General features: G+C 37.6%; 15 protein-coding genes. 10 read left to right on the top strand and 5 right to left on the bottom strand.

Annotated features, from left to right (window positions below):
* The first annotated feature begins 166 nt into the window (after nt 1–166).
* Genes KTJ10_RS17800 through KTJ10_RS17790 form a run of 3 tightly spaced genes read left to right on the top strand, consistent with a single transcriptional unit; the run spans nt 167 to nt 2,393 of the window.
* Nucleotides 167–670, top strand: coding sequence for a YfiR family protein (locus tag KTJ10_RS17800; RefSeq protein ID WP_130174282.1), 504 nt, complete (start codon nt 167–169; stop codon nt 668–670).
* 5 nt (nt 671–675) lie between these two features.
* Nucleotides 676–1,899 (top strand): diguanylate cyclase domain-containing protein, encoded by a 1,224-nt coding sequence (locus tag KTJ10_RS17795; RefSeq protein ID WP_199978494.1) that lies wholly within the window; start codon nt 676–678, stop codon nt 1,897–1,899.
* Nucleotides 1,900–1,913: 14 nt separating this feature from the next.
* Nucleotides 1,914–2,393: an OmpA family protein gene (locus KTJ10_RS17790; protein WP_199978493.1), complete on the top strand. Its 480-nt coding sequence runs from the start codon at nt 1,914–1,916 to the stop codon at nt 2,391–2,393.
* A gap of 47 nt (nt 2,394–2,440) precedes the next feature.
* Here KTJ10_RS17790 and KTJ10_RS17785 read toward each other — a convergent pair whose 3' ends face one another.
* Nucleotides 2,441–3,451, bottom strand: coding sequence for a metallophosphoesterase (locus KTJ10_RS17785; RefSeq protein ID WP_005065230.1), 1,011 nt, complete (start codon nt 3,449–3,451; stop codon nt 2,441–2,443).
* A 106-nt stretch (nt 3,452–3,557) separates the two neighbouring features.
* On the opposite strand from KTJ10_RS17785, the gene KTJ10_RS17780 reads away from it, so the two are divergent.
* Nucleotides 3,558–5,183 carry a phospholipase D family protein gene (locus KTJ10_RS17780; RefSeq protein WP_170249722.1) on the top strand — a complete coding sequence of 542 codons (1,626 nt, stop codon included), beginning with the start codon at nt 3,558–3,560 and terminating at the stop codon, nt 5,181–5,183.
* Here the strand turns inward: KTJ10_RS17780 and KTJ10_RS17775 are convergent, their stop codons facing one another.
* Nucleotides 5,184–5,993, bottom strand: a complete 810-nt coding sequence (locus KTJ10_RS17775) for a lysophospholipid acyltransferase family protein (protein WP_017482419.1) — start codon at nt 5,991–5,993, stop codon at nt 5,184–5,186.
* Nucleotides 5,994–6,211: 218 nt separating this feature from the next.
* Between KTJ10_RS17775 and hflX the strand changes: the two genes are divergently transcribed.
* From hflX to KTJ10_RS17755, 4 genes are all read left to right on the top strand, one after another.
* Nucleotides 6,212–7,555 (top strand): ribosome rescue GTPase HflX, encoded by a 1,344-nt coding sequence (gene hflX / locus KTJ10_RS17770; protein WP_262442540.1) that lies wholly within the window; start codon nt 6,212–6,214, stop codon nt 7,553–7,555.
* 33 nt (nt 7,556–7,588) lie between these two features.
* Nucleotides 7,589–7,960, top strand: coding sequence for a hypothetical protein (locus tag KTJ10_RS17765; RefSeq protein ID WP_170249720.1), 372 nt, complete (start codon nt 7,589–7,591; stop codon nt 7,958–7,960).
* Nucleotides 7,961–7,970: 10 nt separating this feature from the next.
* Entirely contained in the window at nt 7,971–8,645 is a 675-nt protein-coding gene (locus KTJ10_RS17760) for an LrgB family protein (RefSeq protein ID WP_170249719.1), read from the top strand.
* Between the two features lie 83 nt (nt 8,646–8,728).
* Nucleotides 8,729–9,172, top strand: coding sequence for a DUF2147 domain-containing protein (locus KTJ10_RS17755; protein WP_017482422.1), 444 nt, complete (start codon nt 8,729–8,731; stop codon nt 9,170–9,172).
* 92 nt (nt 9,173–9,264) lie between these two features.
* Here the strand turns inward: KTJ10_RS17755 and KTJ10_RS17750 are convergent, their stop codons facing one another.
* The 3 genes from KTJ10_RS17750 to pdxA are packed head-to-tail and all read right to left on the bottom strand — an operon-like array spanning nt 9,265 to nt 11,927.
* Nucleotides 9,265–10,107, bottom strand: a complete 843-nt coding sequence (locus tag KTJ10_RS17750; protein ID WP_199978489.1) for a symmetrical bis(5'-nucleosyl)-tetraphosphatase — start codon at nt 10,105–10,107, stop codon at nt 9,265–9,267.
* Nucleotides 10,108–10,920: a 16S rRNA (adenine(1518)-N(6)/adenine(1519)-N(6))-dimethyltransferase RsmA gene (rsmA, locus tag KTJ10_RS17745; RefSeq protein WP_068564853.1), complete on the bottom strand. Its 813-nt coding sequence runs from the start codon at nt 10,918–10,920 to the stop codon at nt 10,108–10,110. It abuts the gene before it with no gap.
* 23 nt (nt 10,921–10,943) lie between these two features.
* On the bottom strand, nt 10,944–11,927 hold the full coding sequence (gene pdxA, locus KTJ10_RS17740) for a 4-hydroxythreonine-4-phosphate dehydrogenase PdxA (protein WP_199978488.1): 984 nt from the start codon (nt 11,925–11,927) through the stop codon (nt 10,944–10,946).
* Between the two features lie 173 nt (nt 11,928–12,100).
* Here pdxA and rplM point away from each other — a divergent pair, with 173 nt between their 5' ends.
* Together rplM and rpsI are read left to right on the top strand one after the other, a co-directional pair.
* The gene (gene rplM / locus KTJ10_RS17735) at nt 12,101–12,529 is read left to right on the top strand and encodes a 50S ribosomal protein L13 (protein WP_002117832.1); all 429 of its coding nucleotides are present in this window, start codon (nt 12,101–12,103) and stop codon (nt 12,527–12,529) included.
* A 12-nt stretch (nt 12,530–12,541) separates the two neighbouring features.
* Nucleotides 12,542–12,928 (top strand): 30S ribosomal protein S9, encoded by a 387-nt coding sequence (gene rpsI / locus KTJ10_RS17730; protein WP_002048725.1) that lies wholly within the window; start codon nt 12,542–12,544, stop codon nt 12,926–12,928.
* Nucleotides 12,929–13,020 lie beyond the last annotated feature (92 nt).

Raw genomic sequence — 13,020 nt, 5'->3', positions numbered from 1 at the left:
TTATAGACCATTACATTCCCTTTGCAACCCTTTTTTTAACTCAACACCTCCAACTGAATACTTTTTAAGCTTTTTAGTCAATTTTAGATGAGATATTAAACTTTTTTTACGTTACCAACTTCATGTAGAATAGATTATTCGTGCAATAGTTTGGCATTAACTCATCATGTGGCAGTTCGCTAAAAAAGTATTTGTTTGCATACTTGTAGTGTTTGCTACGAGTGGGCCTTGTTATGCCAATTCAAAACATAACTTCTATGTACTTACTTTATCTATTCTAAGCTATAGCAAATGGGAGAATGTAAACACTCCTACGCTGTGTATTATTGATAACCCTTCTATTACATCTACATTTCAATCTTACATCCAGCAAATGTCTTATAATTATCGTGTTCAAACTGTAAATGCGAAAGATTTTGCTCGGTCACATTGTCAAGCTGTCTACTTTTCTACTACCTCTCCACAGCAACAACAAAATCTTATTCAAAACTATCCTTATCGCTCTTTACTTTCTTTAAGCATTAATAATTCCGAGTGCGAAATAGGAAGTATCTTTTGTTTATATAACCAGAATAATTACACAACATTTAAAGTTAACTTAGATGCTTTAAGTCACTCCAAAGTTCATATTGATCCGAGAGTATTACTCTTGGCTAAGAATGCGGAGTAAGGGTTATGATATCAAAGTTGTATCAATCCACTTCACTACATGCATTATTTAGAAAATCTCAATTTACTATTTTTGCTATTACTTTTTTTATTTGCTCTTTTACATTTGTATCAATTTCTGTTTTTACAATGGAAACTTATGCCAAACAAAATTTGCAATTGCTTAGTCACACTCTATTAGAGCGTATTCAACCCGCTGTGGTATTTAATGATAAAATTACAATAGAACAAATTTTAAATGAGTATACGAAGGATCATTCAATTCGTACTATTCATATTTATGACTCGGAACATCATTTAATTGCTCAAAGCTTTAAATTATCTAGTCAAACTTCAATTTTAGAAGGTTGGTTTGATCATTGGTTTTTAAACGAACCCGTTCATCTTACAATTTATCATCATGAACAAAATGTAGGTGAGCTAACACTTTTTGGTAGTTCTGAAAAAATATTGCAGTTCCTCAAAATGATTATGGTAGGGCTTGCAATTGCGATGTTGTTTATTGTTTGCGCTTTATGGTGGTCAGTGAACCTAACTTATCGCCAAATTATGCAGGCTATTTATCCACTTACTAATATTGCTCAAATTGTAAGTGAGCAAAAAGCCTACAATCTTCGTTTTCCTTATAATCGTATTAAAGAATTTCAAGATTTAAATACTGTATTTAACGAGTTACTTGAAGAAATTCAGATATGGGATAATCAGTTACAAAAGGAAAATCGTAAATTATCCTTTCAAGCTCATCACGATCAGCTCACCTTGTTGCCTAATAGACATTATTTTTACCAAATTCTTTTAGACATGTTTGAGGATAAGGATTTCGACAATAAGTCTGCATTATTATTTATAGATAACAATAACTTCAAAGCAATTAATGATCAGTTTGGTCATTTAGCTGGAGATGAAGTTTTAAAAGAAATGGCTAATCGCTTACAAACTCGTCTACGCCATCAAGATTTTATCGCTCGGTTAGGTGGTGACGAATTTGCTGTTATTTTGCATTCCATTAGCCATGCTGATCATTTAATATCTATTGCTGAAAATTTACTCGAAAGCTGTAAAGAACCTTTGCATCTAAATGGTCAAACTATTTATTTCAGTTTTAGTGTAGGTATTGCTTTATCACAATTTGCATCTAGCCCCGAAGATTTCATTATGCAAGCAGATCAGGCAATGTATAAGGCTAAAAATTCGGATGAACACTGGTTTATCTATAAACCTGAAAATTAAATTTAGGCTAATCTATGAATACAAGATCTTTGAAACTCTCCTTTATTGCATTGATATGCATTACTCTTGCAGGGTGCCTGAGTTTTGGTCCATTAAAATATCGTCAAGTAAAGTTGCTCAAAAAAGAAGGGTTCGTTCTTACTGATGAAGGATGGACTTTAGGTTTACCAGAACGTTTGTTATTTGACTTTAATAATGCAGAGTTAAAACAAAGCCATGAAGCTGAATTAACACGTCTAGCAAACCAATTAAATAAATATGACCTAAATAAATTGAAAATTGTGGGTCACACTGATGATGTTGGTGATGCTACATATAACCAAAAGTTATCTGAAGAGCGAGCACAAAGTGTGGCAAATCTTTTCTTAGCTCGCGGATTTAAAAAAGAAAATATCTATGTGATCGGTCGCGGTTCAACGCAACCTTATGTGCCAAATACAACTAATGAAAATCGTGCGATTAACCGACGCGTTGCAATTGTCGTTATCCCATAATTTTCAATTTATAAAAAAGCCAATCCTTTGTGATTGGCTTTTTTATTTTAAACTAGCTCAATAATATCAATGGTTGGTGGCACTCTAAAGCGTAAAGGGATTCCAACCATTCCTGTGCCGACGGTAACAAAGACATCCGCATGCTCATGAGAATAAAACCCACGTTTATGGCCTAAAATTGATACTTTTTTCATAATATAGTTAGTCAACCATGGAAGCTCCACCTGCCCTCCATGAGTATGTCCAGATAACATTAATGGTCGATTCGGTAATTTAGGTACCATATCTACCGTATCTGGATTATGAGACAAAATTAACCAAGGTTTGTCCTGCGGTAAATCTGGCATGGAACGCATATCAGTTTTTCCTGCCCAAAGATCACCAATACCAATCAAACGAAACTCTTCAAAATCAACAATCTTGCCTTCGATATCCACAACTTCATTATAAAATAATGCATCTTTTAATAATTGTTGAATCGGCGGGCCAGGATATTGCTCGTCATGATTTCCAGGAACTGAATATACAGGCGCCTGAATTTCTTTTAAAACACTTAACTCTTCAATTAGTCTATCTTCTGGTTCATATGTCCAGTCACCAGCGACTACGACTAAATCAGGTTGCTGTTCATTTAATTTTCTAACTATGGTTTTGAGTTGACGTTCATGTCCTGAAAACAAACCAATATGTAAATCTGCGATTAAAGCTACTTTTACTGGCTTATCAAAACTACGATCTGGGTTTAAACGATATTGATGAGTATCAACACGGACTAAATGAGGTTCGATAAATCGGGCATAAATTAATACCCCACTTAAGAAAAAGATGAAAATACCTTGATGAATTGAGTAGTAACCGATCCAAGCAGCATATAAATTAAAAAACCAGAGAGGAATAAGTAGATAAGAGAGATAAAATGCGAGTAGATGTACAAAAGCTTTAAATGGATGAATCGTCTCGGTTCGTGATTGATGAATCCAAGCCTCAGAAATTCCCCATAGAGCAAGTATTGAAAAAATAAAGTAAAAACAAAAAATGATTGAATTTGGATTCCACATTACGACTCTCGACTTATCTAATATTGATTGCTAGTAATCAAATTCAATATTTATCTTTCAATATGCACGAATTATACTCTAGCTCACCTTATCGTATGTACTGATTATGGCACAATCCTTTCATTCCAAACAGCTTCAAACGAATCAACAAGCTAAAGGCTTTTTGATAAAAGCCTCTATAGTCCTATGTTCAAGTTTTGCTGTGGGTTTGACAGGATGTAGTACTCTGCCAAAACATGGTGTTGAACCAGTACAATATGCAAAAGATATTGATACCTCTGAGACTTCACTTGCCAAAATTATCACACCTTTACGTCAGCAAAATCCAAAGTTAACTGGCTTCCATGTTCTAAATGATCCGCTGGAGGCTTTAGCGGCTCGACTTAGATTAATTGATAAAGCCGAAAAGACTTTAGATTTACAATATTACATCTGGGATAATGACAAAGTTGGTGCTTTAGCCTTGCACGCCATTATTCGTGCAGCTGATCGAGGTGTAAAAGTCCGACTTCTTATTGATGACAATAATGCAAAAAAAATGGAAGGGATTTTACTTGCCCTTTCTCAGCATAAAAATATTGAAGTTAAGCTTTTTAATCCCTACCGTTTCCGCAAATATCGTGCAATGGATATGGTGCTGGATTTAAAACGTATCAATCGTCGTATGCACAATAAAAGTTTTATTGCCGACAATGAGGTTGCCCTTATTGGCGGGCGCAACATGACCAATCAATATTACAATGTAAGCGATAGCTATCAGTTTTCTGATGTCGATGTAATGTTGGTAGGTGCTGCTGTTGATGATATTGTGAATTCATTTGATGATTACTGGAATCATGAATATGCATATTCAGTTCAAAGTATCGTAAGTCCTGAGCAGCACCGTTTACGCTATGAAGGATTAAAAGAACAACTCGAAGCCCACTATCAACAAGCTACCGTTCAAAACTTTTTAAACTTAACCGCCAAATCCCACGCATTTGATCAATGGTTAAATCACAATATTCAATTCGATTGGGTCAAAGCAGAAGTCGTAAAAGACTCACCTGATAAAATCAAATCGAAAGCTAAAAAAGAAGAACACCTCAATTTCCAGCTAATTAATCACTTGGAAAAGCCAGAAAGCAACGTTGATTTAATCTCTGCTTATTTTATTCCTGAAAAACAAGGTGCTAAGATTTTAAGCACCCTTGCCAAAGAAGGTGTTGAAGTTCGAGTTTTAACGAACTCTTTCAAAGCGAATGACGTTGCTGTTGTACATGCCTTTTATGGAAAATACCGTAAAGAACTGCTTAAAAACGGCGTACAACTTTATGAATTTTTACCAACACCCGATAAAAGAGATTTAAATAAAAATACAGATGAGCTTGCAACTAAAGCTAAAGTAAATATGAAAGGTTTAAGCCGTTCAAGTTTGCATACTAAACTTATGGCATTAGATGAGCAGGTTTTTATCGGTTCATTTAACTTTGATCCACGCTCAGCTTATTTAAATACTGAAATTGGCGTAATTTTAGACAGCCCATCGTTGGCTAAAACCATTCACCATACAATGGATGAAAATTTAAATAAATATGCTTATAAATTAAAGCTCGACGCTAACAATCATATTTATTGGCATCAAGAAACTCCCAATGGTCCTGTAATTTATAGACAGGAACCTGAGATGAAATGGTGGCAAAAAGCAGGCATGAAGTTTCTTTCATGGCTGCCAATTGAAGGTTTTATGTAATTAAGTTTTTGGCTTAAGTACTTTTCGATGTAATTGAGCCAAACCTTCTACCATTTTTTCTTGAACTTCGCGCGTTAAACTTTTGACGTCATGCCCTTCCACTGAAATTGGAGGCAAAGTTAATAAATGAGCAGTTACTTTCGGCATTTCTAGTACACGTTGAATATGTTCAGCAAATGTCATGTCCCCAATAAATGGTGCAACCGTATCTAATTGCCCATCTCGGTTTACATAACAAATTAAACATACCTGTACTGGACGTTGTGCTTCAATCGCTGCACCCAGTAATCGTCCATGAACTTTTTTAACAGAATGTCCATCTGTAGTTGTCGCTTCAGGGAAAAATAATACTGGAATATTTTGTTTTAAAAATTCAGCAATTTGCTCACGAATTCTGACTGAATCCCCAGATCCACGCTTAATAAATAACGTTCCACCACTTTTGGCTAAGTTTCCAAGAATAGGCCAATTTTCAATTTCAGCTTTAGCCAGAAAGAAAACTCGTGCACCTGAGCCTAGAACGGCAACATCTAACCAAGAAATATGATTACTTACCCATAAAGCTGGTTCTCTAGGAATTGTGCCATGTACTTCTATATCTAAATTGAAAACCTGACATAAACGGCGGCAAAAGTATTGGACATAACGTGTATTTACAGGATTATTAGGATCTTTATAAAGCCCATGTCGATAAACTAGATAAAAACCTTCACTAATTGCGGCCGTGGCAGAAGTGACCTTTTTTCCGTATAAACCTATTTTTGATAATTTCTTTAACGTTGAATTAACTATACTTTGCGTTTGAGCCATAAAATTTCACTAACGATTAATCATTGTTATACCCATCTCGAGTCATTCTATACGTTTCGTAATAAACTTGCATTGACGATAGAGAACGGCAAATAAAATAAATCTGAACACTAGACTAATCTCATATAACTAATCTAAAGGATAAGAACAAACGCTTTCCCCTTTTGCTTAAGTTTCCTCTAGAATAAAGTTTTCCCATTTTCAGGATTTATAGCCACGTGGAATATGTTGATCGGCATCAAGGCGGTGAACGCACAATCTTAGTGAGTGTTTCTGTACAATTATTAGATGATCTGGATGCCGAAGAGTTTGCTCTACTTGCACAGTCTGCTGGTGCAGATATCCTTGAACATATTAAGGTTCAGCGTAATAAGCCTAATCCTAAATTTTTCATTGGCTCAGGCAAAGTTGAAGAGATTGCAGAGCAAGTTCAGGAGCTAGAGGCGAGTCTGGTTATTTTTGACCATGCCTTATCACCTGCTCAAGAACGAAATTTAGAAAGAATATTAAAATGCCGAGTTATTGACCGCACAGGCTTAATCTTAGATATTTTTGCGCTACGTGCCCGTACACATGAAGGTAAGCTACAAGTCGAACTTGCTCAGCTTAAACATTTATCTACTCGTCTTATTCGTGGTTGGTCTGCCGACTTTGAACAACAAAAAGGTGGTATTGGCCTACGTGGTCCCGGTGAAACACAACTAGAGACAGATCGCCGTCTTATTCGTGTTCGTATTACCCAATTAAAAGATAAATTAGACAAAGTACATCAAACTCGTATGCAAGGTCGTGCTGCAAGACAAAAAGCAGCTATTCCAACAGTTTCATTAGTAGGTTATACCAACGCTGGTAAATCGACATTATTTAATATTTTAGCAAATAGTGATGTCTACGCAGCCGATCAACTGTTTGCAACACTCGATCCAACACTACGCCGTTTAGACTGGGATGGTATCGGTACTGTTGTGCTAGCAGATACGGTAGGTTTTGTACGAAACTTACAGCATGATTTGGTTGAATCATTTAAAGCAACACTTGAAGAAACACTCGAAGCGACCCTTCTACTGCATGTTATTGATAGTAATAGCCATGACATGCTTGATCAAATTGAAGCAGTTGAAAGTGTATTAAAAGACATTGGTGCTGATGCTCCTGTACTTCGGGTGTACAACAAAATTGACCTGAGCGGTGAAGAAGCCAAAATCATTTATGCTGAGCCACACGTCCCAGATCGAGTGTATGTTTCAGCTCATTCTGGTCAAGGTCTAGATTTACTCCAAAAAGCAGTACAAGAATGCTTAATGGGCCAAATTCAAAAGTTTTCACTCGTGCTTAAGCCTGCTTATGGCAAATTACGTACTCAACTTTATGCCTTAAATGTGATTGAGTCTGAACATTATGATGATGCAGGCTTATTACATATTGATGTGAAGATTGCACCACATAAGTTAGAAAAGCTGATTCGCCAAGCAAAATTACCCTTAGATGAAATATTGGGAGAACACGCAAGTCAATTTAAACGTCCCTTGGAAGAGTTTGAAATCAAGGGCAAGATCAGTTAAAACTTGATAAGTAAACTTTTAGAGATAAAAAATATGGATAAGATCAAAAGTATAGACTGGACAGCATGGGTAATCACATTACTACTCATTATTGGTTTTCGTGAAGGCTCTGTCGTCGTTATGCGTGCTTTTGGTCATCCAGAATTAGGTAATCTGGTCGGTCTAATCAGCTTACTTATTATTTTACTGATATGGAGAAAGTTTAAAAAAATTCCACTTCGAATAGTGGATACCAATAATAAAATCATGAAAGAAAGTGGATTCGCTTTTTTGCCCATTTGTGCAGGATCATTAATTATGCTTGTACATATGGGTAAGGAAATTCCGTTATTTCTTTTTGTTTTAGTGTTCAGCACCCTTATACCTTTGTGGGTCTATGCAAAAATGGCAAAACGTTGGTTATAAGGAGAATAAAATGTTTACGATTTTCTACGGATTTTTGATCACACTCATTGGTTATCTGTGTGCAAAGCCTTTAAACCGACGTTTCCCGCAAGTTCCACTTTTAGTTTTCGGCATGTTTATTGTAATTGGCTTACTTGCAGTTCTACATGTGCCATATGAGCAATATCGTCTTTATGTGAATGACTTATTTGGTCATCTATTAGGTTATGTCACTGTGGCCTTAGCCATTCCTTTAGCTGCAATGCGTTACGATGATCTTCCAATTAAATCGGTCATTGGTATTTTACTTTTTGCAAGTATTAGCGCCGTTGCCCTACCTATGGGGCTGGCTTATTTGTTACATATGTCTGAACCCACCATTCTTGCATTTGCTACCCGTGCAGTAACTACTCCAATTGCTTTGAACATCGCAACTTTATTACATGCTCCTGAAACACTTGTGACCCTTATTGTTATTTTGTCTGGGGTAATTGGCGCAGCATTCTCGCCATTCTTACTTAAACATATTCATGATGAGAGAGCATCAGGTTTAGCCTTAGGTTTAGCTGCACATGCCATCGGAACAGCTCAAGCTTGGCAACGTGGACCTGTTGCAGGTCGTTACGCTGCATTTGGTATGGCATTGAACGGTGTATTTACTGCAATTTGGTTACCAACATTAATGTTGTCTTTTGGAACACCATAATTAAAAAAGTAGATTAAATAAACGTTGAATGGTCTATCAATTCCCAATAAGATGACCTTTCAATGTTAAAAGGATTTTTAATTATGGGGAAAATTTTTCTTGGAGCTCTGCTCTTATTGGGGATCAATACTGCTACATTTGCAGCAGATATTACAGGTCTTTGGCAAACAATTGATGATAAAACTGGTGCGCCCAAAGCACAGGTAGAAATACGAAAAGAAGCGAACGGGACATATGCCGGAAAAATTGTCAAAGTTACACCACGCCCAGGTTATACACCTAAAGAGATTTGTGATAACTGCCCTGCGCCCTATACCAACAAACCGATTTTAGGTCTGGATATCGCAACAGGATTAAAACAGACAGATGGACTTAATTATACTGGTGGTAAAATTTTAGATCCAAATACTGGCAAACTTTACGGACTTAAAGCAAAGCTCAGTGCAACTGGCAAACGCTTACATATGCGTGGTTATCTTGGAGTTTCAGCTTTGGGACGCAATCAAATTTGGATTCGCGTAGAATAATAGTTCCCAATAAAAAAGCCGCTTCTGCGGCTTTTTTATTTTTAACTCAGCTACTAGCTTCATCTTACGTTCATAGCAAAGCATTGCTTTGCTTATATTTGCATAGGGTTTTCAACAGAAAAAATTTCTTTGTCTTCAAGTCGATAAGCCATTAATTTTCTGCCCCAAACACAGCCACCATCGATATTCTGGATCTGCTCATTAATAGTTCTGCCTTCGAGCGCAGCCCAATGACCAAAAATAATTTGATGAGTTTGTGCCGCTTTACTCGAAAATTCAAACCAAGGTAAATAACCTTCCGGCATTGGTGCATCCAGAGCATCTTTAAAACTGAACTCTAAAGCCCCATCTGCATTGGTTAAACGCATGCGAGTCAAATAATTGGTAATACAACGTAATCGTGCTGAACCCGTTAAATTATCTTCCCACAAATCTGGTTTTGAACCATACATGTCTGCTAAAAAAGCATCCAATACAGATAGATCTTCGTTTGCGAGTACAGCCTCAACCTCTTTTGCCAACGTTACAGTTTTTTGCGCATCCCAAATACAAGGTATGCCAGCATGAGTAAGGATCGTATGCTCGTTTGGCAATAAACATAATGGCTGTTTACGTAACCAATCGATTAACTCATCACCATCAATCGCATCAATAACGTCTTGGGTACGATCTTTTGCTTTAATCTCTTTTAAACCACGCGCACCCGCAATTAAAGTCAGATCATGATTTCCAAGTACAGTTGCAGCAGCGTCACGATCAGCAAGCTTTTTAATAAAACGCAATGCCCCTACCGAGTTTTCACCACGTGCGACTAAATCACCAGCAAACCATAAAAAGTCTTGATCTGGATCAAAACGTATTTCTTTAAGCAATGCTTTTAGAGCTTCAAAACACCCCTGCACATCGCCAATAACGTAGTTAAAACGCTTAGTCATTTACGCCACCATTTGATCGGCTAAAGCAACAAATTGGGCAAGTGTTAAGGTCTCTGGACGAGCCATCGGATCAACACCCGCTTTTTCAAAGCCATCTTCTGCAATCATACCTTTAAGACTGTTTCTTAAAGTTTTGCGGCGCTGAGTAAATACATGGGCGACCAGTCGAGCTAAAGCTTTTTCATCTTTTGCTGTAATTGGCTTTTGATCATACGGAACAAGCCGGAAAACAGCACTCGTTACTTTAGGTGGTGGGTTAAATGCACCAGCCGGCACTTCAAATAAAAATGTTGGTTGACAGTAATACTGAATCATTACCGACAAGCGTCCATATTCTTTCGTATTCGGTTCAGCAGTAATACGTTCAACCACCTCTTTTTGCAGCATAAAGTGCATATCTTTAACTTTGCTGCCAAATTCCAAGAGATGAAAAAGTAATGGAGTTGAAATGTTATAAGGTAAGTTACCGACTACACGTAATGGTCGGCCATCTTTTACCAGTTCGCTAAAGTCATATTTTAATGCATCAGCTTCTATAATCGTCAAACGTTCAGGATGTGGAACACGTTCTGGTAGCCCAGCAGCTAAGTCACGATCTAGCTCCACTACGGTTAATGCATCACACTCCCCAATTAAAGGAGAGGTTAAGGCAGCTAAACCAGGTCCAATCTCGACAATATTGTCACCAGTACGCGGACTTACAGAGCGCACAATTTTGGCAATGACTCGTTGATCATGTAAGAAGTTTTGACCAAAACGTTTACGAGCTTTATGCCCTTCATCTTTCGGGTTTAGGGCATTAATTTGATACATATAACATTTCCAACATGAAAAATTTAGCTCGCTGCTAAAGATAAAGCTAAATCAACAGCGACATTTAAACTTGAGCTTTTTGCCAAACCAGTCCCAGCCAAAGACAAGGCAGTGCCATGGTCAACCGAAGTTCGAATGAAAGGCAAACCCAATGTAATATTGATGGCTTCACCAAACCCTTGTGATTTTAACACAGGTAAACCTTGATCATGGTACATGGCAAGTACAGCGTCTGCATTTTTAAGATGTTCTGGAGTAAACAAGGTATCTGCCGGCAAGCTTAAACTCATTTTAAACCCTTGCGCCCGATAACTTTCGAGTACCGGATTAATGGTTTCAATCTCTTCACGCCCTAAATAACCATCTTCACCTGCATGAGGATTTAAGCCACACACGAGTACACGTGGGTCTGTAATCTTAAATTTAGTTTTTAAGTCGTGTAGTAAAATATCAATAACCTGATGCAAACGCTCTTTGGTAATCGCATCTGCTACATCTCTTAAGGGTAAATGTGTAGTTGCTAACGCAACACGTAAAGTTTTGGTTGCAAGCATCATGACGACACGCTCTACACCTGCAAACTCTTGATAGTATTCAGTGTGACCACTAAACAAAATACCAGCATCATTAATAACCGATTTTTGTACGGGTGCTGTGGCTACCCCCACACTTTTACCAGACATTGCATAATCAGCTGAGCGACGCAGTTGCTCTAATACATAAGCTGCATTAGCTGGGTTTAATTGACCATCAATGACAGCTGCTACTAAAGGCACATGCTCTACATAGAGTTCTTTCAGAGATGATGACTCAGGCTGTCCTGTATATTCTATAAATTGAATATCGATCCCAAGTTTTTGGGCACGTTGCTCTAATAAGTCTCGGTCACCCAAGATAACAACAGGGCGTTCATCAACCCGCTTAGCCAAGCTCAAACAGATATCTGGACCAATACCAGCCGGCTCACCGGAAGTGACATATAATGGCAGCACAATCACTCCAGACACATAACAAGAATTTGTTTGATTTTAACATATCTGACATTCATCAGTTTATGGATTAAATTATAGGGCTTAAACTGGATTTTTCTTGTGAGTTTGGACAAACTCGTTTAGAATGCTCGCTCCTTTTGTTTGGACAGATTCCATAGTCCAAACCAACTATAATAGGTAGTGGTTTAATGAAAACTCTCAGCGCTAAGCCAGCTGAAGTTCAACATGACTGGTATGTTGTTGATGCTTCTGGCAAAACTTTAGGTCGCCTTGCGACTGAAATCGCTCGTCGTTTACGCGGTAAGCACAAAACTTCTTATACTCCTCACGTTGACACTGGCGATTACATCGTTGTGATTAATGCTGAACAAGTTCAAGTGACTGGTAAAAAATCACTTGATAAGAAATATTATCGCCATACTGGTTTCCCTGGTGGTATCCGTGAGACTAACTTCGAGAAGTTAATCGCTCACAAACCTGAAGCTGTTCTTGAAAAAGCGGTTAAAGGCATGTTACCAAAAGGTCCTCTTGGTTATGCAATGATCAAAAAAATGAAAGTGTACGCTGGTACTGAGCATCCGCATGCTGCTCAACAGCCACAAGTTTTGGACATCTAAGGGATACAGCACATGGCTACTAATTATGGTACAGGTCGCCGTAAGACCGCAACTGCACGTGTTTTCTTGTCAGCTGGTACAGGTAAACTCGTTATTAACAACCGTACTTTAGAGCAATATTTCGGTCGTGAAACTGCTCGTATGGTTGTTCGTCAACCTTTAGAACTTTTAGAAGTTACTGAAAAGTTTGACCTTTACATCACTGTTAAAGGTGGTGGTATCGGTGGTCAAGCTGGCGCGATCCGTCACGGTATTACTCGTGCGCTTATCGCTGCTGACGAAACTTTAAAACCTGTTCTACGTCAAGCTGGTTTCGTTACTCGTGATGCTCGTGAAGTTGAACGTAAGAAACTTGGTTTACGTAAAGCTCGTAAGCGTCCTCAATTCTCTAAACGTTAATTCGTTTATCGAGTTGGACAAAAAGCCTTGGATTTTTCCAAGGCTTTTTTATTATGAAAATAGAACCATAAAATGCAAACTTATAAATATAA

Source organism: Acinetobacter sp. WU_MDCI_Abxc222, assembly GCF_025514755.1.
GTDB lineage: Bacteria > Pseudomonadota > Gammaproteobacteria > Pseudomonadales > Moraxellaceae > Acinetobacter > Acinetobacter geminorum.
Note: the sequence above shows the minus strand (reverse complement) of the source record. Positions and strands in the feature narration are given on the sequence as shown.

What these genes read in the sequence shown, in the direction of transcription:
- KTJ10_RS17800 (WP_130174282.1), top strand. Translation starts at nt 167, where the DNA reads ATGTGGCAGTTCGCTAAAAAAGTATTTGTTTGCATACTTGTAGTGTTT.
- KTJ10_RS17795 (WP_199978494.1), top strand. Translation starts at nt 676, where the DNA reads ATGATATCAAAGTTGTATCAATCCACTTCACTACATGCATTATTTAGA.
- KTJ10_RS17790 (WP_199978493.1), top strand. Translation starts at nt 1,914, where the DNA reads ATGAATACAAGATCTTTGAAACTCTCCTTTATTGCATTGATATGCATT.
- KTJ10_RS17785 (WP_005065230.1), bottom strand. Translation starts at nt 3,451, where the DNA reads ATGTGGAATCCAAATTCAATCATTTTTTGTTTTTACTTTATTTTTTCA.
- KTJ10_RS17780 (WP_170249722.1), top strand. Translation starts at nt 3,558, where the DNA reads ATGGCACAATCCTTTCATTCCAAACAGCTTCAAACGAATCAACAAGCT.
- KTJ10_RS17775 (WP_017482419.1), bottom strand. Translation starts at nt 5,993, where the DNA reads ATGGCTCAAACGCAAAGTATAGTTAATTCAACGTTAAAGAAATTATCA.
- KTJ10_RS17765 (WP_170249720.1), top strand. Translation starts at nt 7,589, where the DNA reads ATGGATAAGATCAAAAGTATAGACTGGACAGCATGGGTAATCACATTA.
- KTJ10_RS17760 (WP_170249719.1), top strand. Translation starts at nt 7,971, where the DNA reads ATGTTTACGATTTTCTACGGATTTTTGATCACACTCATTGGTTATCTG.
- KTJ10_RS17755 (WP_017482422.1), top strand. Translation starts at nt 8,729, where the DNA reads ATGGGGAAAATTTTTCTTGGAGCTCTGCTCTTATTGGGGATCAATACT.
- KTJ10_RS17750 (WP_199978489.1), bottom strand. Translation starts at nt 10,107, where the DNA reads ATGACTAAGCGTTTTAACTACGTTATTGGCGATGTGCAGGGGTGTTTT.
- rsmA (WP_068564853.1), bottom strand. Translation starts at nt 10,920, where the DNA reads ATGTATCAAATTAATGCCCTAAACCCGAAAGATGAAGGGCATAAAGCT.
- rplM (WP_002117832.1), top strand. Translation starts at nt 12,101, where the DNA reads ATGAAAACTCTCAGCGCTAAGCCAGCTGAAGTTCAACATGACTGGTAT.
- rpsI (WP_002048725.1), top strand. Translation starts at nt 12,542, where the DNA reads ATGGCTACTAATTATGGTACAGGTCGCCGTAAGACCGCAACTGCACGT.